General features: G+C 32.9%; 26 protein-coding genes. 21 read left to right on the top strand and 5 right to left on the bottom strand.

Annotated features, from left to right (window positions below):
• Positions 1 to 116 precede the first annotated feature (116 nt).
• From NCC77_RS09310 to purU, 8 genes are all read left to right on the top strand, one after another.
• Positions 117 to 1,679: a L,D-transpeptidase family protein gene (locus tag NCC77_RS09310; protein WP_250835322.1), complete on the top strand. Its 1,563-nt coding sequence runs from the start codon at positions 117 to 119 to the stop codon at positions 1,677 to 1,679.
• A 183-nt stretch (positions 1,680 to 1,862) separates the two neighbouring features.
• Complete coding sequence (locus tag NCC77_RS09305; RefSeq protein WP_250835321.1) at positions 1,863 to 2,204, top strand: hypothetical protein; 342 nt, start codon at positions 1,863 to 1,865, stop codon at positions 2,202 to 2,204.
• Between the two features lie 257 nt (positions 2,205 to 2,461).
• A complete protein-coding gene (locus tag NCC77_RS09300) occupies positions 2,462 to 3,331 on the top strand; it encodes a hypothetical protein (protein ID WP_250835320.1) in 870 nt (289 codons plus the stop codon).
• Between the two features lie 168 nt (positions 3,332 to 3,499).
• On the top strand, positions 3,500 to 4,375 hold the full coding sequence (locus tag NCC77_RS09295) for an SGNH/GDSL hydrolase family protein (RefSeq protein ID WP_250835319.1): 876 nt from the start codon (positions 3,500 to 3,502) through the stop codon (positions 4,373 to 4,375).
• Positions 4,376 to 4,510: 135 nt separating this feature from the next.
• Complete coding sequence (locus NCC77_RS09290; RefSeq protein ID WP_250835318.1) at positions 4,511 to 4,933, top strand: cytochrome c oxidase assembly factor Coa1 family protein; 423 nt, start codon at positions 4,511 to 4,513, stop codon at positions 4,931 to 4,933.
• Between the two features lie 30 nt (positions 4,934 to 4,963).
• A complete protein-coding gene (locus tag NCC77_RS09285; protein ID WP_250835317.1) occupies positions 4,964 to 5,524 on the top strand; it encodes a hypothetical protein in 561 nt (186 codons plus the stop codon).
• A 119-nt stretch (positions 5,525 to 5,643) separates the two neighbouring features.
• Positions 5,644 to 6,363 carry a DUF4197 domain-containing protein gene (locus tag NCC77_RS09280; RefSeq protein WP_250835316.1) on the top strand — a complete coding sequence of 240 codons (720 nt, stop codon included), beginning with the start codon at positions 5,644 to 5,646 and terminating at the stop codon, positions 6,361 to 6,363.
• A 100-nt stretch (positions 6,364 to 6,463) separates the two neighbouring features.
• Positions 6,464 to 7,318: a formyltetrahydrofolate deformylase gene (gene purU, locus NCC77_RS09275; RefSeq protein WP_250835315.1), complete on the top strand. Its 855-nt coding sequence runs from the start codon at positions 6,464 to 6,466 to the stop codon at positions 7,316 to 7,318.
• A 150-nt stretch (positions 7,319 to 7,468) separates the two neighbouring features.
• Here the strand turns inward: purU and NCC77_RS09270 are convergent, their stop codons facing one another.
• The gene (locus tag NCC77_RS09270; protein ID WP_250835314.1) at positions 7,469 to 8,962 is read right to left on the bottom strand and encodes a catalase; all 1,494 of its coding nucleotides are present in this window, start codon (positions 8,960 to 8,962) and stop codon (positions 7,469 to 7,471) included.
• Positions 8,963 to 9,920: 958 nt separating this feature from the next.
• Between NCC77_RS09270 and NCC77_RS09265 the strand changes: the two genes are divergently transcribed.
• Together NCC77_RS09265 and NCC77_RS09260 are read left to right on the top strand one after the other, a co-directional pair.
• The gene (locus NCC77_RS09265; protein ID WP_250835313.1) at positions 9,921 to 10,931 is read left to right on the top strand and encodes an aldo/keto reductase; all 1,011 of its coding nucleotides are present in this window, start codon (positions 9,921 to 9,923) and stop codon (positions 10,929 to 10,931) included.
• Positions 10,932 to 11,000: 69 nt separating this feature from the next.
• The gene (locus NCC77_RS09260; RefSeq protein WP_250835312.1) at positions 11,001 to 11,921 is read left to right on the top strand and encodes a helix-turn-helix domain-containing protein; all 921 of its coding nucleotides are present in this window, start codon (positions 11,001 to 11,003) and stop codon (positions 11,919 to 11,921) included.
• Here NCC77_RS09260 and NCC77_RS09255 read toward each other — a convergent pair.
• From NCC77_RS09255 to NCC77_RS09245, 3 genes are all read right to left on the bottom strand, one after another.
• A complete protein-coding gene (locus NCC77_RS09255; RefSeq protein ID WP_250835311.1) occupies positions 11,918 to 12,718 on the bottom strand; it encodes an ABC transporter substrate-binding protein in 801 nt (266 codons plus the stop codon). The two genes, NCC77_RS09260 and NCC77_RS09255, sit on opposite strands and share 4 nt — an antisense overlap.
• A gap of 366 nt (positions 12,719 to 13,084) precedes the next feature.
• The gene (gene pyrF, locus NCC77_RS09250) at positions 13,085 to 13,912 is read right to left on the bottom strand and encodes an orotidine-5'-phosphate decarboxylase (RefSeq protein WP_250835310.1); all 828 of its coding nucleotides are present in this window, start codon (positions 13,910 to 13,912) and stop codon (positions 13,085 to 13,087) included.
• 112 nt (positions 13,913 to 14,024) lie between these two features.
• Positions 14,025 to 16,208 carry a DUF5723 family protein gene (locus NCC77_RS09245; protein ID WP_250835309.1) on the bottom strand — a complete coding sequence of 728 codons (2,184 nt, stop codon included), beginning with the start codon at positions 16,206 to 16,208 and terminating at the stop codon, positions 14,025 to 14,027.
• Between the two features lie 152 nt (positions 16,209 to 16,360).
• On the opposite strand from NCC77_RS09245, the gene NCC77_RS09240 reads away from it, so the two are divergent.
• The 11 genes from NCC77_RS09240 to NCC77_RS09190 all read left to right on the top strand — a co-directional run bounded on the left by NCC77_RS09240 (position 16,361) and on the right by NCC77_RS09190 (position 22,973).
• Positions 16,361 to 16,834: a Dps family protein gene (locus tag NCC77_RS09240; RefSeq protein ID WP_250835308.1), complete on the top strand. Its 474-nt coding sequence runs from the start codon at positions 16,361 to 16,363 to the stop codon at positions 16,832 to 16,834.
• Positions 16,835 to 16,943: 109 nt separating this feature from the next.
• Positions 16,944 to 17,129 carry a CsbD family protein gene (locus tag NCC77_RS09235; RefSeq protein ID WP_250835307.1) on the top strand — a complete coding sequence of 62 codons (186 nt, stop codon included), beginning with the start codon at positions 16,944 to 16,946 and terminating at the stop codon, positions 17,127 to 17,129.
• Positions 17,130 to 17,288: 159 nt separating this feature from the next.
• Entirely contained in the window at positions 17,289 to 17,840 is a 552-nt protein-coding gene (locus tag NCC77_RS09230; protein WP_095929845.1) for a helix-turn-helix domain-containing protein, read from the top strand.
• 21 nt (positions 17,841 to 17,861) lie between these two features.
• Entirely contained in the window at positions 17,862 to 18,311 is a 450-nt protein-coding gene (locus NCC77_RS09225) for a response regulator (RefSeq protein ID WP_198856940.1), read from the top strand.
• Between the two features lie 13 nt (positions 18,312 to 18,324).
• Complete coding sequence (locus NCC77_RS09220) at positions 18,325 to 20,112, top strand: sensor histidine kinase (RefSeq protein WP_250835306.1); 1,788 nt, start codon at positions 18,325 to 18,327, stop codon at positions 20,110 to 20,112.
• A 249-nt stretch (positions 20,113 to 20,361) separates the two neighbouring features.
• Positions 20,362 to 20,931, top strand: coding sequence for a DUF4142 domain-containing protein (locus tag NCC77_RS09215; protein WP_250835305.1), 570 nt, complete (start codon positions 20,362 to 20,364; stop codon positions 20,929 to 20,931).
• Positions 20,932 to 20,965: 34 nt separating this feature from the next.
• On the top strand, positions 20,966 to 21,613 hold the full coding sequence (locus NCC77_RS09210) for a porin family protein (RefSeq protein WP_250835304.1): 648 nt from the start codon (positions 20,966 to 20,968) through the stop codon (positions 21,611 to 21,613).
• A 37-nt stretch (positions 21,614 to 21,650) separates the two neighbouring features.
• Positions 21,651 to 21,803 (top strand): lmo0937 family membrane protein, encoded by a 153-nt coding sequence (locus NCC77_RS09205; protein WP_141248143.1) that lies wholly within the window; start codon positions 21,651 to 21,653, stop codon positions 21,801 to 21,803.
• Positions 21,804 to 21,861: 58 nt separating this feature from the next.
• The gene (locus tag NCC77_RS09200; protein WP_198856936.1) at positions 21,862 to 22,146 is read left to right on the top strand and encodes a YtxH domain-containing protein; all 285 of its coding nucleotides are present in this window, start codon (positions 21,862 to 21,864) and stop codon (positions 22,144 to 22,146) included.
• 48 nt (positions 22,147 to 22,194) lie between these two features.
• Positions 22,195 to 22,554 (top strand): hypothetical protein, encoded by a 360-nt coding sequence (locus tag NCC77_RS09195; RefSeq protein WP_202000483.1) that lies wholly within the window; start codon positions 22,195 to 22,197, stop codon positions 22,552 to 22,554.
• Between the two features lie 29 nt (positions 22,555 to 22,583).
• Complete coding sequence (locus tag NCC77_RS09190; protein ID WP_250835303.1) at positions 22,584 to 22,973, top strand: hypothetical protein; 390 nt, start codon at positions 22,584 to 22,586, stop codon at positions 22,971 to 22,973.
• A gap of 421 nt (positions 22,974 to 23,394) precedes the next feature.
• Here NCC77_RS09190 and NCC77_RS09185 read toward each other — a convergent pair whose 3' ends face one another.
• Entirely contained in the window at positions 23,395 to 24,726 is a 1,332-nt protein-coding gene (locus tag NCC77_RS09185; RefSeq protein WP_250835302.1) for a DUF5723 family protein, read from the bottom strand.
• Positions 24,727 to 25,002: the final 276 nt, after the last annotated feature.

Here is a 25,002-nt window from a genome sequence, read left to right as displayed (position 1 = left end):
AACAAAATCAGGAAACACGTTTTGAGTTCTCCCATAGTAATTTAGCATTGTAGAAAAGCCCCAAATTTTTACCAATGACTTACGTAGAAAAGTAATAACGTAAAAATTAAAAAAAAATGAAAACATTTTATTCATTCACCGTAATTTTAAGTTTGAGTTTTTTTGTATTTTCTTTTAACAAAATTGAAAACAACAGTTTTAAATATAAAAAAGCTTCAAATCATTTAACCGTTTACCATAATCAAAATGATGTAAACGAAATTTCGAACGATTTCTTTAAAAGATATTCTGATTTGAAAAAATATAAATCTGATGTCATGTCTTTATACAAAACCAGAACTCTTGGATCTATCTGGTTTGATGAAAACGAAATCAACGAATTTGGCTCTGCTTTGTACGAAAAAGCAAAAAAAACAAATGATTTGATTATTCCTTACCAAAAAGAAATAGACCAATTGTTTAGCACTTCATCAGATAAAAGCACACTTTCTCAAACTGATGCAGATATGCTTTTGAGTTCATTATACATAGTATATGCTAAAAAAAGCAATGCCGACAAGAAAAAACTAGCTTACGATACTATGCTAAAAGATTTCTTAAACTACAGCACATTAGAAGAGGCAGAAACAACAGCAGTTGCAAGTAATGAAAAAGTAGAATTTGACCAGTATTATAAATTGCAAGATGCTCTAAAAAAATACAAAAGATTAGAAAAATCTAGTAAATACAAACCTATTGTTCCGGCCGAGTCTCCTTATAAAGAGTTGCGCCCAGATGCGGTTTCAAGCACTATCTCGCAAGTTAGAACTCGTTTGTATTTATTAGGAGATTTGAAAACAGATTCTAAAAGCGATGTTTACGATCGTGAATTGATGGATGCTGTAATGAAATACAAAGTTCGTAACGGATTTAAACCCAATTACATTCTGGCAGAAGAGCATATTAACGAAATGAATATTCCGCTTGAAAATAAAGTGGTGACTTTAAAACTTAACATGGAAAGATGCCGTGAGATTTCGGCTCAAATTGCTGCCAGCGATGAGTATGTTTTGGTAAATGTTCCTTCTTATGAATTGTTTTATGTTAAAAACGGAAAAGTGGTATTGACTTCGAGTGTTTTTGTTGGAGCTCCTCTTACCAAAACAACCATTTTTAATGGAGAAATTGACCGAATCGTTTTTAGCCCTTATTGGACAGTTCCTCAAAGTATTGTGCAAAATGAGTTGAAATCTAAAATTGCTGCAGACCCAAATTATCTTGCAGAAAAAAATATGGAAATGGTTAATGGTCAAGTACGACAAAAACCAGGTCCAGACAATTCTTTAGGATTGGTAAAATTTATGTTCCCAAATTCAGATGATATTTATATGCACGATACCCCATCTAAAACTTTATTCGATTTTGAAAAAAGAACTTTTAGCCATGGATGTATCAATGTAAAAATGGCAAAAGAATTGGCTGTTGCCATGCTGAAAGATTATCCGGAATGGAATCAGGCAAAAATTGACAAAGCCATGGATGGTAAAGCAGAAAACAGTTTTAAACTATCTAAAAAAGTACCAATTTTCATTACCTATTTTACTTCATTGGTAAATGAAAACGGAGAAATTGGTTTCTTTCAAGATGTTTACGAAAAAGATGCAGAATTGAATAATCAATTGTCTCTTAGTGTAAATTAATGCAAAAACGAAATACTTAAAAAAAATAATCGGGAATTCATTCAGTTGAGTTTCCGATTTTTTTTATTCAAAAATGTCTTAAGTTATTAGTTTTAAAACTTTTAAGGCCTTTTATATTTTTATTTCTGTCGCAACTTTGCATCGTAATACTACCACTAACATTAAATTAAAAAACAATAGATCATGAAAACAGAAAATATTGAAGGTTTATCATTGTTTGAAATAAATTTATTGATACAACAAGGCGGAAGATTTGTAATGTTTCCAAATCTGATGACAAAACTTAGAGGCTACACTATTTATTTTATTCGTCCTGAAGAAAAATCAATTAAATACGCATTAAAACATTTCTTTAAAAATATAACGTTGGGCTGGCGCGCAGTTCTGTTAAGGCCATCTTACATTTCAAAATCTTTATTCTACTTGACATTTGGCGGTAAAGATTGCACTCAGCATATTTTAGCCAATTTACAGCAGATTAACCCAATCAATAACCCCAATTTATATTGTTTACAGTACGTTTAAACACCTTTTTTGTCCCATAAATTTTTAATTGTATAATTTGAAAATAAAAAAGTATCAGAGTAACAGGAAAACCTACATCCTAAATAAAATACTTCTAATGCTTATTTATTTTAATGCAAAATTCAAAATCACCTTTTATAATAGGGTGATTTTTTTTGTCTTAAAATATTAGTTTTAAAACTTTTTGAGGCTTCTACTTTTTTGAGTTAGCAAGAGATTTGCAAAAAAATACTGTGCTCATTCTAATTGAATCTTAAATGAAAAAATACCTCTTGGCTTTTAGTTTCATTATATTATTTTTATTCCTTTCATGCGATAAATTCAAAACAGAGAATTCTACTATATCGAACGAAATAAGCAAACCAAAACCACCAAAAACCGTTGGCCCTCCACGCGTGTTATTTATTGGAAATAGTCATATTGAATATTTTGTAAGCGGTCCCACTCTATTTCAGGAATTATGCAATGCAAATAATCAAAATATAAATGTGCAGCAGCTGATAACAATAGGAGTTCCGCTCAATAAAGTTTATTTCACTAATAAAACAGAGGCCGATCAAAATTTTTCCAATATAGACAAGGATGGCAACTATTATGATTATGTCATAATTCAGGAATCAACACCAATTGCCCTAACAAATCTTTCTAAGTATAGAGACAATTTGAAATTATTTGCAGAAAAAATACATAAAAACAGTCCAGATGCCGCAATTTATGTTTATCAAAATATGTCTCCTTTATCTTATGCAAACTCAGAATACAATAATTATTATACAGAATTACGTAAAAACACCATTCTAGCTGCCGCTTTTATTAAAAATGCAGGGGTATTAAGAGTGGGTGATGCTGTTAAAGATGCATATGAAGGAAAAAGCGGTTATAAGTATCTAAAAGGTAATAAAGACAATCTTCGTGATGGCAAAAACACCCTTCATTTTATAAACGATGGCGGTTTTTTACAAGCCGTTTTAATATATTCTACAGTATTTGATAAAACTCCTATTATCCCTAAAAAACTTCTTTTAAGCACGGGAACTGGCGATAATGACAGTATGAGAAAGCAAGAAGTAGCAAAAGCAGTAACTAATCCTAAGGCTCTGGAGGAAATTGCTTTTAGTAATAGATAATTATCTGTAATCTGCTTATTGGATTTCACACCAAATTCTCAATGCACAAATTTAATGTCCTAAACTAACACTTTTAAAACTTATCAAGGCTCTAATTGTTGCCGATTAAAAAGAGATTTGTCGAAATTTTTTATCAAAAAATAGCGAATCCTTTTAATTAAAATCATAATGAAAAAACACTTTTTACTTTTTGGTATTGCAGCAGTTCTTTTTTCTGCTTGTAACAACAAATCAACTTCTACCGAAAATTCAACTGCAAGTACAGAAACTACAACACATCCTAAAGCTCCAAAAGCGGAAGGCTCTCCAAGAATATTATTCATCGGAAACAGCCATACCGAATTTTTTGTAAGCGCTCCTGTATTGTTTGGAGAAATTTGCAAAGCCAACAACCAGCCAATGAATGTTGATCAATTGGTTACTATGGGCGTTTCTATTGATAAAATTTATGACGATCATAAAACAGAGGCAGAACAAAATTTTGCAAAAGCAGACAAAGATGGTAACTATTATGATTACGTAGTTATTCAGGAATCTACTCCCGTAGCTTTGGCTGAACTAGATAAATATCAGGCAAATGTAAAAATGATTACAGATAAAATACGCAAAAACAGTCCTGATGCTGCATTTTATATCTATGAAGGAATGTCTCCACTGCCTATTACCGATTCAGAATACAAAGATTATTTCGACGAAATTCGTAAAAATGCAATTGCTGTGGTGGAAACTACAAAAAACTCAGGTTTGCTAAGAGTTGGCGATGCTGTCAATGATGCATATAATGGCAAAAACGATTATAAATATCTAGTTGGGAATAAAGATAACCTTCGTTACGGCGAAAACACATTACATCTTTTAAATGATGGCGGTTATTTGCAAGGAGCATTGCTTTTTGCAACAATATTCGATAAGAAACCGATAATGCCAAAAGAACTTACTTTATGCACTGGAACTGGAGATAATGATGATATGAAAAAACAAGATGTCAGCAAAGCAATTAGTAATCCAAAAGCTTTAGAAGAAATTGCTTTTAGTAACAGATAAGTTTTTAAATAATAGCATTTTTAAAAAATCACCTTGTAAAATTTATAAGGTGATTTTTTATTTAATATAAAACACTGAAAATCAATTAAATTTATTCTTATTTTAGCTTTATCAATTTCACTTAAAACTAAATTTATGGAAGATTCAAACGAGTTAGTACACAGACAAAGCTGGTTAAACAGAAACTGGAAATGGTTTATTCCCAGCGGATGTTTAACGCTTTTAGTATTAGCAGCTTTATTTATTGGAGGAATTTTCTATGAAGTAACTTCGGTTCTTAAAGATTCGGAAGCTTATAAAGAATCTATGATAGCGGTAGAGAATAATAAACTCGTAGTGGAAAAACTCGGTTCTCCTGTTGAAACAGACGGAATAGTTTCTGGAACCGTCACTTCACATAATGAGGTTCGAACTTGCGATGTACAGGTTCCGTTGAAAGGTCCAAAAGGCAAAGGAACTTTATTTATCGTAGGCGAAAAAAGAGGTACATGGAAATATTCTGAAATGTCAGTTTATATTAAAAATACAAATGAGAAAATAGATTTATTGAAGAAATAAAAATAGATTTGACTAATTAAAATTTATAAAATGAAATCTTTTTTTAGTCTATTAGGCTTGTTACTTTGTATCTCTTCTTTTGCACAATCTGCCGATAATTATAGAGTCTACATCGATCAAATCAAACAATTCTCAAAACCTTCGAGAATATTGAATAAGAATATTGATGCACATGGAGATGGGTATGTTGAATTTACAAATGCTAAAAACCAAATACTTCGTTTCCGATTGCATAATAACAAACTACAGCAAGGATCTTGCAGTATCGCTTTTGAAATATATTATTATGAAAAGAATTTTCTAAAAAGAATTGAATCTTTTGACAAAAATGGAAATTTAATTGGGTGTCTTTTAAAACTGAACGGTGAAGCCATTACAGAATATACAATTGAAAAACCAGATTTATATCTAAAAAAGAAAAAACTCATCGATGATGCCGAAGGAAACATTAGCATGAAAGATGACTCTAGCGAAAAAATTATTCGTGTTCGTTACTTTAATGCCAATAATATACCAATAGTACAGCCTAAACCAACTTACATTTCCAGTAAAACCTATTGGGAATTTAATATTCGAATGTCTTGGCCATAATTTTGAGACGCTAATTCCGCTTATGTTAAGTTTGCAACAAAATGTTACTTTGCTTTAAATAAAATTGTGGCGTTGTTTTTGAATAAGTAGTATTTTTGAAACTTAAACAAAAACCCCAAATGAAAAAGATTTTACTATTAGCCGTTACGTTTTCGCTTACTTCTTGTGCACAAGTACAACAGACCCTAAATCAACTGCCTCAAATCGCATCTCAGCTTCCAAGTTCAGGAACTGTTGATATTGCTTCAGGTTTAAAAGAAGCGCTAAATAAAGGAATTACGCAACAAGTGAGTAAATTAACCGCAGTAGATGGTTTTTATAAAAATGAAGCTGTAAAAATTTTAATGCCAGAAGAATTACAAAAAGTAGATGCAACCCTGCGTAAAGTAGGTTTAAGTTCTCTTGCAGATGAAGGAATCAAAATGTTGAACCGCGCTGCAGAAGATGCTGTAAAGGAAGCTACTCCAATTTTTGTTACAGCTGTAAAAAATATGAGTTTTACAGATGCTAAAAACATTCTTTTAGGAAGCGACAACGCAGCAACAAATTATTTACAAGGAAGTACAACAACTTCATTATATGCCAAATTTAATCCTGTAATTAAAAGCTCTTTCGAAAAAGTGGGTGCAGATGCTGTCTGGACAAAAATTATAAACAAATACAACACAATTCCATTAGTAAAAAAAGTAAATCCAGATTTGACTGATTACACAACCAATCAAGCTCTTACTGGCGTTTTTAAAATGATTGCTGTCGAAGAAAAAGAAATTAGAAACAATATTTCTGCCAGAACAACACCTTTATTACAAAAGGTTTTTGCTCTGCAAGATGGAAAATAATTTTCATAAAGATACAAAGAGAAAGAGGTACAAAGGTACAAAGCTAAATTTGCAACTTTGAGCCTTTACAACTTTGTTACTAACCAAAAAAAAGACCAAAATGCAAAAAATTACCATACTCATTCATTGCAAAGATCAGAAGAATATTATTGCTTCAGTTACTACTTTTATTGCTAAGGTTGGAGGAAATATTACTTATATCGACCAGCATGTAGACGTAGAGCAAAATGTATTTTTTATGCGTCTGGAATGTGAATTCGAAAATTCGACTATCACAGCTGAAAGTTTTAAAGAAGACTTTAATAAAACTCTTGCTGTCAAATTTGACATGTCTTGGGATTTGTACAATCAGGAGCAAAAACCTAAAATGGCTTTATTTGTTTCTAAATACGATCATTGCTTGTTTGATATTTTGGGTCGTTATAGCGCCGATGAATTAGGTGTAGAAATTCCTATGATTATTAGCAATCATAACGATTTACGTTCAATTGCAGAGCGTTTTGATATTCCTTTTCACTATGTTCCGTTCACAAAAGACAACAAAGAAGAAGGAGAAGCCAGACAAATAGAACTTTTGAAAAGATATCAGATCAATTTTATTGTTTTGGCGCGTTACATGCAGATCGTGACTCCAAAATTGATTTCGCTTTACGAAAATAAAATCATCAATATCCACCATTCGTTTTTACCTGCTTTTCCAGGTGCAAAACCGTATCATTCGGCTTTTAAACGTGGGGTAAAAATTATTGGCGCAACAAGCCATTACGTAACAGAAGAATTAGACGAAGGTCCTATCATTGAACAAGATATTGCAAGGGTTTCTCATATTCACTCTGTAGAAGATTTTATCATGAAAGGACGTGATTTGGAACGCATCGTTTTAGCTAGAGCAATTAAACTGCATGCTGAAAGAAAAACAATGGTTTATAGCAATAAGACGGTGGTATTTTCTTAGATTCTAAGATGCTAAGCTACTAAGGTTCTAAGTTTATAATCTTTGTGTGAAATAACAAACCCGACAGGTTTTTACCTGTCGGGTTTTCTTTTATATTAAGCTCAAAAGTTGGCAACTTAGAGACTTAGCATCTTAGAACCTAAAAAAAACTTATCTCGCTTTAATAGCCAATCTAGGATCATCAAAAGCATTTACTTCATCCATTGTCATTCCTAGAGCGTTTGCTACACCTGCGCCATAAGCTGGATCGGCTTGGTAACAATTTCTAATATGACGCACTTGAATAAATTTCTGCGCTCCTCCTACTTGACCTGCTGTATTTTTAAACAAAAGCTGTTTTTTCTCTTCTGTCAGCAAGTTGAATAAAAGTCCTGGCTGAGTAAAATAATCGTTATCGTCTTCTCTAAAATTATGTGCATAAGCATCACCATAAATTGCCAATGGCGGTTCTTTTACTTCTGGCTGGTCTTGCCATTCGCCAAAACTATTTGGCTCGTAGTGTTTTCTTCCGCCATAATTTCCATCAACACGCATTGCTCCGTCTCTGTGAAAACTGTTATACGGACATCTAGAAGCGTTTACCGGAATCTGGTAATTGTTTACTCCTAGACGGTAACGGTGCGCATCTCCGTAAGAGAATAAACGTCCTTGAAGCATTTTATCTGGAGAAAAACCAATTCCTGGAACTACGTGAGCTGGATTAAATGCCGCCTGTTCTACTTCTGCAAAATAATTTTCTGGATTTTTATTCAATTCAAACTCTCCAACTGGAATTAATGGAAAATCTCCTTTTAACCAAACTTTAGTCAAATCGAATGGATGAAAACGATACGTTCTCGCCTGTTCTTCTGACATAATCTGAACAAACATTTTCCATTTCGGAAAATTACCTTCTTCAATTGCATTAAACAAATCCCTTTGATGGCTTTCTCTGTCTCCACCCACCAATTTAGCGGCTTCTTCATCAGAGAGATTTTCAATTCCCTGTTGCGAAACCAAATGGAATTTTACCCAATGTCTTTCGTTTTGCGCATTAATGAAACTAAAAGTATGGCTTCCAAAACCATGCATTTCTCTATACGATCTCGGAATTCCACGGTCACTCATTACAATCGTAACTTGGTGGAGAGCCTCTGGCAATAAAGTCCAAAAATCCCAATTGTTATCAGCACTTCTTAAATTGGTTTTTGGATCACGTTTTACAGCATGGTTCAAGTCAGGAAATTTCATTGGATCACGAAAAAAGAAAACTGGCGTATTATTTCCTACCAAATCCCAATTTCCTTCGTTAGTGTAAAATTTCATGGCAAAACCACGAATGTCTCTTTCGGCGTCAGCAGCGCCTCTTTCTCCTGCAACAGTTGAAAACCGCACAAACATTTCTGTCTTTTTACCAATTTCAGAAAACAAGTCTGCTTTTGAGTACTTAGTAATATCGTGCGTAACAGTAAAAGTTCCGTAAGCCCCAGATCCTTTGGCATGCATTCTTCTTTCGGGAATCACTTCTCGATCAAAATGAGCCATTTTTTCTAAGAACCAAAAATCTTGTAATAAAACGGGTCCGCGAGGGCCAGCTGTTTGAATGTTTTGATTGTCTGGAACGGGTGTTCCTGTTGCAGTTGTTAATTTTTTGTTTGATTCCATATTGCTGATTTTTAATGTTTTATCAAATATACAAACTTATCTTTACCATATTAATAAGCAAAATTGATTGTTATTATATTTTAATAATCAAATTTTATTTAACAGTGCAGAAAGCTCAAAACAGCAGTTTCACAAATCTTAACGTATGGTCAACAAAGTAATAACAAAACCTTAACAGCATAAGATTGATATATGTCGGACATTTGTAATGTAATAAACTGGTTATTTATTATTTTGGTTTTGGTTAGTTAAATGATGCCGGCGTCTTCGAGATGCCGGCATTCTTTTTTTTATATAAGTTTTGTTTCAGGTTTCATGTTTTCTTTGTTTCAGGTTGCTTTACTTTGAGCATAATTTTAACGCAAAGTGCGCAAAGTTTTTTACTTAAGAGTTTTTGTGTAAAACGCAAAGTTCGCAAAGCTTTGCCTTAAAAAACTTTGCATACTTTGCGTAATTCTTTGCGCGCTTTGCAGTAAAAAAAATCAATCTTTTCAACATTAACTTATATCCAACAAAGTAATAACAAGATCTTAACAGCATAAGATTGATTTATGTCGGACATTTGTAATGTAATAAACTGGTTATTTATTATTTTGGTTTTGGTTAGTTAAATATTGCCGGCGTCTTCTAGATGTCGGCATTCTTTTTTTATATAAGTTTAGTTTCAGGTTTCATGTTTTCCTTTGTTTCAGGTTGCTTTACTTTGAGCATATTTTAACGCAAAGAGCGCAAAGCTTTTTTACTCAACAGGTTTAGTATAAAACGCAAAGTTCGCAAAGCTTTGCCTTAAAAACTTTGCGAACTTTGCGTAATTCTTTGTGTGCTTTGCGGTAAAAAACACAATCTTTTAAACATTGGCTCATTTTGGATACAACTACACGAGATTTAGATACTTTATAAAAGCAATACTGACGGATCTTTGCTAAATCAATTTTGATTTAAAATTAAAACAGTAATTATGAGTACTATCAAAAAAGTTAATTTAGGAAATCAGGGACTTGTTGTTCCTAATATTGGTTTAGGCTGCATGGGAATGAGTCAGATTGCAGGAAATGATATTTATGGTAAAGCAGACGAAACTGAATCTATACAAACAATACATCGCTCACTTGAATTAGGGGGTAATTTTTTAGATACAGCAGATTTGTATGGTCCGCTGGCAAATGAAAGATTGATTTCAAAGGCTATAAAAGGAAATCGTGACGCTTACATCATTGCTACAAAATTTGGCTTTGAGATTAATGACAACGAAGAACTTACCTGGCAGTTTAATGGCAAAAAAGAATATGTAAAAAAAGCAGTAGAACGTTCTCTTAAAAATCTTGGAACAGATTATATCGATTTATATTACCTGCACCGCGTTGATCCTAATACTCCTATAGAGGAAACAGTTCAGGCAATGTCTGATTTGGTAAAAGAAGGAAAGGTTGGCTATATTGGCCTTTCTGAAGTTTCTTCTGAAACTATTAGAAAAGCACACAACATTCATCCACTAACGGCAGTTCAAAGTGAATATTCTCTTTTTGAAAGAAGTATTGAAGAAGACGGAATTATAAAAACATTAGAAGAACTTCAAATTGGTGTAGTAGCCTATTCGCCTTTGGGAAGAGGTTTTATTTCGGGAGAAATACAACATCCGCAAGACTTAGCCGAAAATGATTTTAGAAGATCAATTCCTCGTTTTCAAGGAGAACAATTTTATAAAAATATTGAACTTTTAAATGAAATAAAGCTTATCGCTGATGAAAGAAAAATTACTGCTTCGCAATTGGCTTTGGCATGGGTTGCATCTAAAGGATTTTTAGCTATTCCGGGTACAAAGCGAGTAAAATATGTAGAGCAAAATATCGAGGCTGCTCAGCTTATTCTGACTACTGAAGAATTGAACAGATTGGAAAACATTATTCCTCTAGGAACGATTACCGGAAATCGTTATGATGAATCTGGAATGAAATCTGTTAATCTATAAGAAATCAGAAAAAAAATCTACAGGAAAAGTTATCTTTATGACAGCTTTTCCTGTATTAAACCTAAAGCCATGAAGAAAGAAGATCATACTCCGTATAACATTACCTCTGTTTCAGAATTACATCAATTATTACAGATTCCAAAACCAGATCATCCTTTGGTAAGTTTTGTAAATCTGAGAGATATAAGTTGTCATTTTGATAATAATCTAAAGAGTGTCATTTATAATTTCTATACGATTTCGATTAAAAGAGGATTTAAGGGAAAAATGAGATACGGTCAAAATTATTATGATTTTGATGAAGGTGTCATGACATTTATGGGACCGGGCCAGATTATTTCTACAGAAGTTCCAATGGATTCTTCTGTATATGGCTCAATGTTAGTAATTCATCCTGATTTTATTCAGAATTATGCTTTGGCAAAAAAAATAAAAGAGTACGGTTATTTCTCTTATGCTGTTAATGAAGCATTGCATCTTTCAGAAAAAGAAGAAACGATGATTACGGGAATTATGCAGAATATTGAACAAGAATATCTATCTTCTATTGATGCTTTCAGCCAAGATGTAATGGTTTCTCATATTGAACTGCTTCTTAATTATTGCAATCGTTTTTATAACCGACAGTTTATTACCCGAAAAAATGCCAACAATACTCTTTTAACTAAACTGGAACTTCTTCTCTCTGAATATTTTGAAAGTGACAAAGTACAGCAATTAGGATTACCAACTGTCGCTTACATTTCGGAACAATTAAATGTTACGCCAAATTATCTCAGCGATATGCTACGCTCTTTGACAGGACAAAGCACACAGCATCATATTCATAATAAAATTATTGAAAAGGCCAAAGAACTTCTTACCACAACTACCCTGAGTGTAAGTGAAACTGCTTACAAATTAGGTTTCGAATATCCGCAATCTTTTAATAAGCTTTTTAAAAGTAAAACCACAGTTTCTCCTTTAGAGTTTAGAAATTCATTCAACTAATTTTTTAATCTTTCATGCAGTAATTTAAAATAAGGGAAAGCCTTTAACAATCGGCTTCCGTGCCAGGAAAACATTTCGCCGTCAACGAAAATGGTTTTGGCGTGATGTGTAAATCTTCCTATTTCGAAAGCATCCTCTTCTTTAAAAGGATACGGCTCTGACGAAAGAAAAACAATATCAGGATCGCCTTCTAAGCGCATTTTCTTTAATTCGATTTCGGGATAACGACCTTTGTCTTCGTAGATGTTTTTAAAATGATTTAGTTTTAGCAACTCATTGATATACGTATCTTTTCCTGCAACCATGTATGGATTTTTCCAAATAAAATAGGCCGCTTTTTTTTCTTTTATATCCTGAATATAATTTTTAAAATCGCTTAAAGCGAAAGCCAATTTGTCGTTCCATTTCTGCGCTTCGGTTCTGCAATTGAATAACTGTCCGAAATCTGAAATCATCTGGAAATTATCTTCGACAGTAACAATATTGGTAACCCAAACTGGACAAATTGTACTTAACTGATCTACAATCTCCAGTGTATTTTCTTCTTTATTGCAGATAATAATATCTGGCTCTAAAAGTTTTATTTTTTCGAAGTGAATTTTCTTGGTTCCTCCAACAATCTTTTTAGTCGATTTAAAATGAAACGGATGAACACAAAACTTCGTTATTCCGATAATTTTCTCTTCTAAACCTAAATCATACAATAATTCGGTTTGCGATGGAACTAGCGAAATGATACGCTTTGGAGCAGTTTCAAAAGTATGAACTTTGCCAAGCTGGTCTTTTATTTGTTTCATGTTTGAGGTTTGTTGGAGTGTGGAATTTAACGCAAAGCTCGCGAAGTTTTTTCGCAAAGTTCGCAGAGGTTTATGCTTAACGTTGAGTTTAAGATTTTTTTAAGTTCTCAAAGCTTAAAATAAATTTCCTCTTTGAGAACTTTAAAAAAACTGTATATAATTTCTTTGTGTACTTTGCGAAAAACCTTAGCGCACTTTGCGTTAAAATTATACTCAAAGTTAACTTTAACAAAAAAGTAAAGCTTACACCCTACTTTGAGAACTTAAGAAACTTTTAAAACACTGTATATAATTTCTTTGTGCATTTTGCGAAAAAACTCAGCGAACTTTGCGTTAAAAAATTATGTTCAAAGTTAACTTGAAACTTTAAACCTGAAACTTTAAACCAATAATTTTAGCCATTTCCTGCTGTACTTTCAAAGCTTCTTCTCTAGCTTTTTCAGCAAAATCGGTTCCTTTTGAAGCGTAGATAATAGCTCTTGCAGAGTTTACCAAAAGACCAACTTTATCATTCATTCCATATTTGCATACTTCAGATAAGCTTCCGCCTTGAGCGCCAATTCCTGGAACTAGTAGGAAACTGTCTGGAACAATTTTTCTGATTTCAGTAAAATATTCTGCTTTTGTTGCACCCACAACATACATTAAGTTTTCGCTGTTTTTCCAAGTTTTAGAAGTTTCTAGAACTTGTTTGTACAATTCTGTTCCGTTGGCATTTAAAGTCTGGAAATCGAAAGCACCTTCATTAGAAGTTAAAGCCAACATAATAGTATGTTTATTTTCGAATGCCAGAAAAGGCTCTACAGAATCTTTTCCCATATAAGGAGCAACGGTTACACTATCAAAATTCAGATCTTCAAAAAAAGCTTTCGCATACATGCTAGAAGTATTTCCGATGTCTCCACGTTTTGCATCTGCAATTGTAAAAATATCAGGATAATTTTCGTTGATATAATTGATTGTTTTCTGCAAAGACATCCATCCTTTTATTCCGTATGCTTCAAAAAAAGCGGTGTTTGGTTTGTATCCTACAGTCAGATCGTGCGTTGCATCGATTATCGCTTTATTAAATTCGAAAATAGGATCTTCGGTTTCTAATAAATGCTGCGGAATTTTAGTCAGATCAGGATCTAAACCAACGCATAAAAATGATTTTTTTTGAAGAATTTGTTCGTGTAGTTGTTGTGTTGTCATATTGTATTTTTAGTTCTTCTATTTCAAAGAATTAATTCTTTTTAAAAAGTATGCAAAAATAAAAAAAGCCACTCAATTAAGAATGGCTTTTTACTTTTATATTCAGAAGCGTTTACAAATTGCCTAAATAAACAATTTCAGTTCTTCTGTTTTCTGCTCTTCCTGCAGCTGTTTTATTTGATTTTACTGGTTTTGTCGAACCGTAACCTTTAGAAGTTAAATTCTCTGGATTTACACCTTTTTCGATTAAAAGATCCATTACTACTTTTGCTCTAGCTTCAGATAATTTTTGATTTGCTTTTGCATTTCCAACATTATCTGTGTGTCCGTTAATAGTAAATTTTGCATTTGGATAATTTCTTAAGATTTCTTTTATCGCATCTAATCTTCCAGAAGTTTCTCCTTTTTTAGCATCGTTTAAAGTTGCTTTTCCAGTTGTAAAGAAAATAGATCTTGCTTCTACTTTTAGCTGTGCTAAAGTTTCTTTAGTCACTTTTGGACAACCTTTATTATCTGCTGGACCTGCAACTGTAGGACAAGCATCATCTTTATCCAAAACGCCGTCTTTATCTGCGTCTAATTCTGGACAGCCTTTATTTTCTGCTGCACCTGCTTCGTTCGGGCAAGCATCATCTTTATCCAAAACGCCATCTCCATCAGTATCTGGCCATGGACATCCTTTATTTTCTACAGGACCAGCAATTGTAGGACATGCATCTACATTGTCCAATAAAGTATCTCCGTCACTATCTTTCCAAGGACAACCTTTATTTTCTTTTGGTCCTGCCACATCTATACAAGCATCATCTTTATCAAAAACACCATCTTTATCCGTATCTGGCCAAGGACAACCACCATTTTCGGCTGGACCAGCCACTTTTCTACAAGCATCTTCTTTATCAATTACACCGTCTCCGTCTGTATCTTTAAATTGTTTTTCGTAAACCGGAATCTTCATTCCTAAGTGAAAGTCAGCTCCTTTAGAGTTGCTAGAAGCTAAATTACTCAAAATAGAACCAGAACCAATGAAGAATACTCCTGCACGCAATCCTGCTCCAGCCTGCATACCGCTATATTCCATATAAGTCATTGGCAAATAAAAACTAAACCATCTGCTTTCGTAACGAGGCGTTAATGTAACTCGATCTGCAATTCCGTAACCGTTCAATTTACTGCCAGAAACCAGATTAATATCTCCGTTAAGATTCAAATAGAATTTATTGTACATATTCCAATCTGCATCTGCTCGAATAGCAGTTGGCAAATTTGTTTTTACTCCTTTTGAAGTTGAAGTTTTGGTATAATGTTCATTTAAAAAATCGTATAAATCTTCTGCGTCATCAATCATTTGTTGCGTCACTACTCCGTTTACATTGTAAGTGTCCACTTTTGAGTTTTTATAATTGATAGATCCGATATCTGTTACCGATAAACCGAAACGCAATTTATATTTATTTAAATCCCTAAAATTATTATCGGCTGGTTTTGCTTTTTTAAGATCATATTGATCATAATCAGGTCTCCATTCGTAAACCAATCCAAAATCAAAACCAAATCCGCGTGATTTTGAATCAAATTCATAATCATCATTTGCTTCCCAATCTTGACTTCCTCCAACCGTAACTTCACCATTTGAAATTAAAGAACCTTCTTTTGGATCTGCTGAGTTTTCAATATAAGCCACATTCACATTTTTTCCGTGAACATAGGCATTTACACCACCTTGAAGATATTTAGCCGTTAAACCTCCTTTTAAAAAGTGTTGGTCTTTTTGAAATAAAACTGCGGCATATGAAATTCCAAGTTCGCCCCAAGAATGAGAGGCAGCATTTGGACTTCCTAAATTATAATTGAAGCTATCAGACTGATCTAATCCGTCTTTTACCTGATCGATAAGATAGCCGTTAATTTTTCTGATATTAGAAACAGATCTCGCTCTTGTAAAAACAGCCAAAGAATGTTTTGGCGAGATATTAAACATAAAAGAGGGTCCCATGATATCAAAATTTGCCAATCCGTTGTTGGCATTTTTTGCAGAAACTTTTGACTGGCTTTCAAAATCGTATCCGTCTTTGTAAACATCAAATAGTTTAACGCCATATAAGTCATTTTCTACAGCGCCACTAATTGAAAATAAATTAATGTCTGTTTTAAAACGTGAATCTGCAATAGAAGCTGGATTGAACAAAACACTTTGAACTCCTGCATAGTTGTCATGGAAATAGCCTAAATAGGATTGTGATTTTGCTGTAAAAGAAATAATTAAAAAAAATAAAATAGGTAAATGTTTTCTCATTAAATTTAGTTTTAGATGGGCGCAAAACTACAACAATTAAAGCCTATAAAGGTTAAAAAAACATTGAATTCATGTAATTTCTCTGATAAATTATATAAGAAAAAATGAGGTTGTAAAAGTATCTTTGAGAATAACCTAATATACAGATAATTATGAGCCCAAATATTGGAATTACACCCAAAAACTTAAAGAAGAGCGCTTCTATTTTAGCAACAATTTTATCAAATGAGATGACATTATATGTAAAAACAAGAAAGTTTCACTGGAATATTTCGGGAAATAGCTTCATGGAACTGCATAAATTGTTTGAAGAACAATATAGAATTTTGGAAGCAAATATTGATGAAGTTGCAGAACGCATTAATCAGTTGGGCGAAAAAACAATAGGGACAATGAAAGAGTTTATCGATAATTCTACGCTGAAAGAATCGCCGAAAGAATATGCTTCTCAAAAAAATATGTTATCTGAACTTTTAGAAAACCATGAACAGCTGGTAACCGAATTTAGAAATTACATTCCAGTTTTTGAGAACGAAACCAATGATGTAGGTTCTGCCGATTTTGTTACAGGATTGTTGCAGCAACACGAAAAAATGGCGTGGATTCTGAGAAGATATCAGGAGTAAAAAAGAAAGAAAAATGAAAATTATGCAAAAGTCAGAAAAATAAATGTAACACAAAGCCGACTTGCAATTTGCAATTTTACAATACAATAAAAATTAAAAAATAGAAATTATGAATACTACTGAAATAAAAGGAAACTGGAATGAGCTGAAAGGTAAACTGAAACAAAAGTATGCAACTCTAACAGATGATGATTTGATGTTCGCTGAAGGAAAAGAAGACGAAATGTACGGAAGACTTCAGCAAAAACTGGGAAAAACGAAAGAAGAATTTCATCAGATCCTGTCAGAATTGTAAATCCTTGCAACTCAATCAGGGAAATACCGTCTAGTAAGAAAATATTAGACGGTATTTTTTTGAAAAATTTATTTTAAAATCACATTTCCGTGTAATTCTATACCATTTAAAAGCAAAAACACCAAAAAAAATAAGTATCTTTAACCAAATTTCTATAAAATGAAACTATTTATAAAGTTCGACATCAATACTATTTGCTCTCTTTATTTAAAACAAAATCTGGAACAAAACAACATAAATTTTACAACTCTGGGTTTTGGTGAAATTGAGATTGAAGACAATCTTGATGCTGAAGCATTGGATAATTTAAAAACTAAATTGGCTCCGTGTGGTTTTGAAGTAGTTGAAAATCAAAAAAGTGTCTTAGTCCAAAAAATAAAAGATGCAATTATTGAACTTGTTTTTATGGATGACAATAATAATTATAAAAGTTCTGTATTTTTGGCAGAAAAATTAAACCACAGTTACGGTTATTTATCTAATGTTTTCTCAGAAGTAACATATTCTTCTATTGAAAACTTTATTATTTTACAGAAAATTGAAAGAGCAAAACAGTTGATTATTATCAACGAAATGAGTTTGACCGAAATTGCTTTTTTACTAAACTATTCGAGTGTCGCACATTTGAGTACACAGTTTAAAAACACAACCGGAATTACTCCGTCTGCTTTTCAGAGAATTATTAAGAAACGAAGAGAAAATTTAAAATAAAAACCCAAATACCACATTAAAATGCAAAAAAACGCATTACACATTTTATTGGCCGATGATGATGAAGATGACCGTCTTTTCTTTAAAGATGCATTTGAAGAAATAAAGATACAAACAAATGTAAATTTTGTTCATGACGGGATGCAGCTTATGGATCATTTAATGAATACAGACAATAAACTTCCAGATATTTTGTTTCTAGATTTAAACATGCCTAAGAAAACAGGTAAAGAATGTTTGATTGAAATCAAAAAAACGGATCATTTAAAAGATATAATCATTGCGATTTATTCTACTTCTTCTTCAGAAGAAGATATTGAAGACACCTTTATTCAAGGCGCCAATATTTACATCAAAAAGCCAAGCGATTTCAATACGCTGAAAAAAATAATTAATGAAGTCGTGACCGTAAACTGGCATTATCATACTTCTGGTTTAAACCGTGATAATTTCTTGCTGCGACTAAAATAAAAGCATTCCAATAATGAAGTGGATACCAAATTTTAATTCTTCAAACTCTTTGAGAGTTATTTTTGTAATCGCAGTTTTCATTCTGTTATTTCTTTCTTCAATTGCTTACAAACATAATCAGGACTTGAATGAATCGAGCAAACTGGTTATGCATACTTACGAAATCAACATTCAGCTCGAACGATTAATGTCGGCTATAAAAGATGCAGAAACGGGCCAGCGAGGGTACATTATCACTCGCAATGCCCGTTTTCTGACTCCGTACATTTATTCCCGAGACAAGGTCAATACTTCTTTTATTACCTTAAAAAAACTCACTGCCGATAATCCGAGACAGCAGGAAAATCTCCAAAAACTTTTCAAACTCATTACCCAGCGTTTTGTTTCTTTTGAAAATTGTCTAAAATATAGCGATCCAAAAACGTACGACAAAAGAAAGTTAGACAATCATATGTTTGGCGGCCGTATTTTAATGGAAAACATCCGTTTTAAGGTGGACGAAATGAACGACATTGAGAAGGATTTCTTAAAGAAAAGACTTAAAATTTACGATTCGGAGATTTCTTTGAGTCCACTGTTTTCTATTTCTTTATTTCTAGTTGCTTTGAGCTTTATTTTACTGGCTTACCGTCAAATTAGCCGTGATTTTGAACGCCTGAAAGTATTCAATAAAAAGCTTCTTATTTCTACTGGTTTAATTTCTGAATCTGAAAACATTGGAAAATTCAGCACTTGGCAATGGGATCTGGATTCTGATAAAATAGATTTTTCAGACAACCAGTTCCGATTATTAGGCCTTGAGCCAAAATCTTTTGCTCCCAACAAAGCAACGCTTTTAAAATATGTTCATCCAGATGATAAGGAAGCTGTAGCAAAAGCTATTGACGGAATTATAGAAAAGAAACATCTTCCGTTTGTATATTACAAAATTATACGTCCAGATTTTGAAGTGCGTTACTTTAAAACAACGGGTAAATTAGTAACCGACCAGCAAGGCAGTAAAATCTTGCTCGGAATTAACTTTGACATTACAGACGAGCATCTTCTTAATATCGAATTGCAGGAACGAAATAAAGAATTGGAAAAAAGCAATAAAGAATTGGCTTCTTTCAACCATGTTGCTAGTCACGATTTGCAAGAACCGCTTCGAAAAATACAAACCTTTATTTCTAGAGTTTCAAGTGCCGACAAAGATGTTATGTCTGAAAGCGGCAAAAATTATATTACCAAAATAGAAAGTTCGGCAAAAAGAATGCGCGTTTTAATAGACGATCTTCTTTTATTCTCGAGAACCAATACAACCAAAAAGGAATTCATTAAAATGAATCTGAATGAACTTTTGGACAATGCCGAATCGGAACTGGCTGAAACTATCGAAGAAAAGAAAGCAGTTATTCAGCGCATTGGTAAACTTCCGAAGCTTGCGGTAATTCCGTATCAGATCGAACAGCTGTTTATCAATTTAATTGGAAATTCATTAAAATACAGTCAGCCCGATATTGAACCTCAAATTTCCATTTCGAGCGAAAAAGTGAATTCTTGCGATTATCCAGAAATATTAGAACAGACGGTAAAGAAATTTCATAAAATCACTTTTACAGACAACGGAATGGGATTTGACCCACAGTTTAAAGAAACCATTTTTATTCTCTTTCAGCGTCTTCATTCTAAAACAGATTATCCAGGAACCGGAATCGGATTAGCGATCTGCAAGAAGATTGTCGAGAACCACAAAGGACATATTACAGCCGACAGCACTTTAGGAAAAGGCTCGGTCTTTACGGTCTTTCTGCCAGATTAAAATTTTATTTTCATTTGTAAGAAAAAAAATCCACTACATTATATCGAAAACAGAAAAAGAAATTATAGAAAAATCTATAATTTCTTTTTTTTTTACACCAAACTAAAACTTCACAAACCATTGATTTTAAAAGGATAAACCCTTAAAAAAAATCTATTATGGGAATTATATAACGATTCATTTTTATGCTGTAAAGCAAAATCTTTCATTCGTTAGCATCTTTGTAATGTAATACTTTAAGAAGTGATAATGAAAGCAATTTCCCCCATGAAGGTGGCATCTTTTAGAGTCTTTTTCTTTATCGTATTGATATTATGCATGACGTCTTGCAGAAAAATTAATCCGATTGAAAATACTTTGAAGAATCAAACCTTTGCAAAAAATGATAGAGAAGAAACAGAAGTCTTCTTTTTTATTTCAACGGCGAATATTAGCAAATCTATTATTTCAAAAAGTCAAATTGCACAACAAAAAAGTTCAGATGTTATTGTTCAGGAATTAAGTAAAAGAATTGAAGTCCAGGAAAATCAATTGCTGGATCAAATAACCAAAATAGCCACATCAAAGCTCATTGTTATTACCGAAATAAACGCCACGCACAAACGAGACCTGTACAACCTCATAGACGCAAGCAATAATGATTTTAACAATATCTATTTAAACGCCATGACAGAAGCCATTTGCGACCAGATTGAGTTATTTGAGACTATTTCTAGAGAAACAAACGATAAACAAATTTTGGAACTCGTTCTTAGATTTTTGCCCGAACAATATAAACTCTTACGAGAGACTGAAAGAATAAAAAAACAAAATGAATAAACGCCTATTATCTATTAACTAATTATTTTTTACTATGAAATTACAAGCCAATTTTTTATGCGCCTTAACACTTTTTTTATCAGCATCATTTGGAATGCTGCACGCTCAGGACAATAATGTAAATACCGAATTCGGTGTAAAAGGAGGATTCAACATGTCTAACTTATATGGAAGCGGAGACAATGTCGATGACAATAATATCTTATACGGATTTAATGCCGGGGTTTATGCTACACTTCCTATTTCAGACTTTGTAGCGATTCAGCCAGAGATTTTATTCACAACAAAAGGTTCAGAATTAGAATACAACAATGCTTTTGCATCTGGAAACACAAAATTTAGATTGAACTATATAGAAGTGCCACTTTTGGTTAGAGTAAATGTTACTAAGAATTTCAACATTCATGCCGGTGGTTACGCTTCTTATTTAGTAAGCTCTAAAGTAAGCGGAGACGGAAGTTTTGATTTTGACCAAGACATTGATACAGATGATCTAGCGAAATTTGATGCAGGTCTTTCTGCTGGTGTCGGAGTCGACTTTAACCCAATTAGCGTTGGATTACGTTACAATTACGGTTTAACTACTGTAGGTAAAGAAAGAACAGTTGCAGGAACTACATACACGTTTCCTGATGCAAAAAATAGCAACTTGACTTTATATCTTTCTTATAAGTTAAACTAAAAGAAAAACTGATTATTAACCACTAAAATAAAAAACCATGTCAAACTTATTATATACACTGGCAGTGATTCTGGTGATACTTTGGGCTCTTGGGTTCTTTGTTTACAGTTTCGGAAGCATAATCCATATTCTGTTAGTAATTGCCATTATCGCAGTATTGCTTCGACTAATTAAGGGTCGAGAAATTTAAAAATCACAATTTATTAAATCAACAAATTATTAAATATTAATCCATTAAATTATTTATTATGAAAACTAGTAGCACAATTTTAGGAATTTTAGGAGCCGCAGCGGCGGGAGCATTCATAGGTGTTTTATTTGCACCAGACAAAGGATCAAACACAAGAAAAAAAATCAAAGATAAATCAAAAGATTACGGTGATAATCTAAAAACAAAATTTGATGGCATTGTAAACACGATTACTTCAAACGGTAAAGAAATTATCGAAGAAGGAAAATCTAAACTTAACCAAGTTAAAGAAGATTACAACACGCTAAAAGACGATGTTAAAACAGTAAAATCAAACTATTAATTAGTTAGAATTAATTAGTGAAATTTTCAAACCATAAAACCCTATATCATGGAACCAAATGCAACAACAAACGAGAATTTAAATCTTTATGAAAAAGCAGAAAACTATGCTAAAACAAGTTTAGAATTACTTAAACTAAAAACAGTATGTTCTGTTGCGGATGGTGCTTCATCATTGGCTTCAAAGATAGCGATTGGTATTGTTGTTGCATTTTTTACTTTGTTCCTGAATATCGGGATTAGTTTATGGATTGGTAAAGAACTTGGAGAGTATTACTATGGCTTTTTTATCATGGCACTATTTTATCTAATTGTGGTAATTGTGGTTGTAAAATCACATCATAAACTGATAAAAACTCCTATTGGAAATACTATCATTTCAAGTATTCTAAAAGAAACAAAAAACTGATTTAATTAACCTAAAAAACCGAAAAAACTATGGAGGCTATTTACACTATTGATCAGTTAAATCAAAAAATTGAGGAACTAGAAATTCGCCAGGACACAGAATGGTGTGCTATAAAAGACGAGATTAATGAAATTAAAGACAATTTAAAGCCCATTAACCTCATTCGAAACACGGTGGAAGAAATCAACGAAACGGTTGGTTTTAAAAGCCACATCGCTCAATCTGCCATCAGTATCGGAATTGGTTATTTAGCCAAAAGATTTATTGTCGGTAAAGGCGACTCGATGTTTAAAGGTGTTTTAGGCTCGATTGTTCAGCTTATTGTAACCAATCTGGTTTCGAAACCTCATCATGATTCTTCTGAAGAAGAAGAAGAAGAAGAAGAAGAATCATCACAATACGAATCATCTAGAGAGTAATTTGTTTAACTTAATTTAAATTATTATGGAAAAGTTTAGCGAAATAATGATAAAAAATGGCGTTTACGTTTACTCGAATCTATATAAATGTTTAGAATATACGAGAGTATTTTTAGGCGTCTAACTCCATCATACGTGTTTGGGGAAACGGTTGATGGAGTGAAGACCTTCAATATATTTTTTTTAAGATACTAAGTTGCTAAGATTCTAAGGTTCTAAGTTTTATATTTTCGATTTTTTAATCTTGCTTACTAATCTTAAAAATAAAAAAAACAGCATCTACTTTGTATATGCTGTTTTTTTTATGTCTTAAATTTCATAAACTAAGAAATTCAGCATCTCAGAATCTCAGAATCTCGGAATCTCAGAATCTCAGAATCTCAGAATCTTAGCATCTTAGTATCTCAGCATCTTAGAACCTCTACCTATAATCCTGATAAATCGGCAATTTTAAACCAGCGTAAATATTACAGCCTTTTGAATTGTTTGAAAACATATTGGAGAAAAGAGTTCCAGAACCAATAAATATTGGACCCGCTCTAAAACCCGCTCCTATTTGCGTTCCGCTGTATTGCATATAGGTCACCGGAACGTAGAAACTAAACTGTCTGGTTTCATATCTCGGCGTAAAAGTAACCGAATTGGCAATTGCGGTTCCGTTTACTTTTTTGGCATCTACTAAATTGAAATCACCGCTTAAATTCACATAAAATCTCTGGTCGATATTCCAGTCCAAATTGGTGTGCAAAGCCGTTGGAAGATTTGCTTTTACTCCTTTTCTCGAAGATACTTTAGTATAGTTAGAATCAAAAAACTCAAAAATATCATCCGCATCTTCGATATCTTGTTGTGTCACCCTTCCTGTAATATTATAAGTATTCTCGACAATGTTATTATAGTTTAGTTTTCCAATATCGGTTATAGAAGCCGCGGCCTTAAACTTATAACGATTTCCTGCGCAAGAATGGCAATTCGTACGATATTCGTAGGTAAAACCTAAATCTACCCCTACTCCAGCCGAAGCCGCATCAAACTTAGGATCATTTCCGTTAGCATAATCATAACTTGCAGCTGTTCTTATGGTTCCTGTCGAATAATATTCGCTTAACAAAGGATTGGCTTCGTTTTTATTAAAAGCCACACTTAAATCATTTCCGTTAATGTAGCCGTTTACTCCCGCCATTAAATACTTCAAAGTAATACCACCTTTTACAAAATGATCGTCACGATCTAACAGAACCGTAGCATAACTCGCTCCTATCTCTGCCCAAGAATTCGAAACAGCATTGGGGTTTCCGCCCGTAATTAAAAAACTATTCGAAGCATCTACTTCTTTGTTTACCTCATCAATAAGCTGTCCGTTTATACCAACAAGACTTGTAACACTTCGCACACGCGTAAAAAGCGCAACACTATGCACAGGCGTAATATTGAGCATTACAGAAGGCCCCATGATATCTACATTGAAATTCCCTCTATTATTCGATTTGAAATTTTTGCTTGCATCGGTTTCCAGATTGTAACCTCCGTCTAATACATCCATTATATTAACTCCGTACAAATCATTTTGTCCAGTTCCGCTGCCAGATCCAAACGTAACGTCGGCTTTGTATTTTGAATCTACAATATTGGACGGATTAAACAATGCAGACTGAATTCCAGCATAATTATCATCCCTGAATCCGAAATACGATTGCGATCGCGCATAAAAAAAGCTCCCAAAGAAGCAAAATAAAAGTAAAGTTCTCTTCATAAATTAATGATTAGTTGGTTGGTTAATAGGGCAAATATGAGGCAAAAAAAAGTTATAAAAAAACAAGTTTTCGTTAAGATTTTAAGATGCTAAAGTTCTAAGGCACTAAGCTTTACCAACTATATTATAAATCTTACTTCACAAAATTGCGCTATAGTATTTATCTTAATTTACAATGCTTTTTTGAAATTATAGGCCTTATTTATCCACATTAAATTATCATTAGAAATTAAGATGCGAAGTTGCTGCGATATTAAAATGCGAAGTTTTCATTCT

It is taken from the genome of Flavobacterium tyrosinilyticum, assembly GCF_023656565.1.
GTDB classification, from domain to species: Bacteria; Bacteroidota; Bacteroidia; order Flavobacteriales; family Flavobacteriaceae; genus Flavobacterium; species Flavobacterium tyrosinilyticum.
The sequence above is the reverse complement of the archived record's forward strand: the minus strand, read 5'-3'. Positions and strand labels throughout refer to the sequence as shown.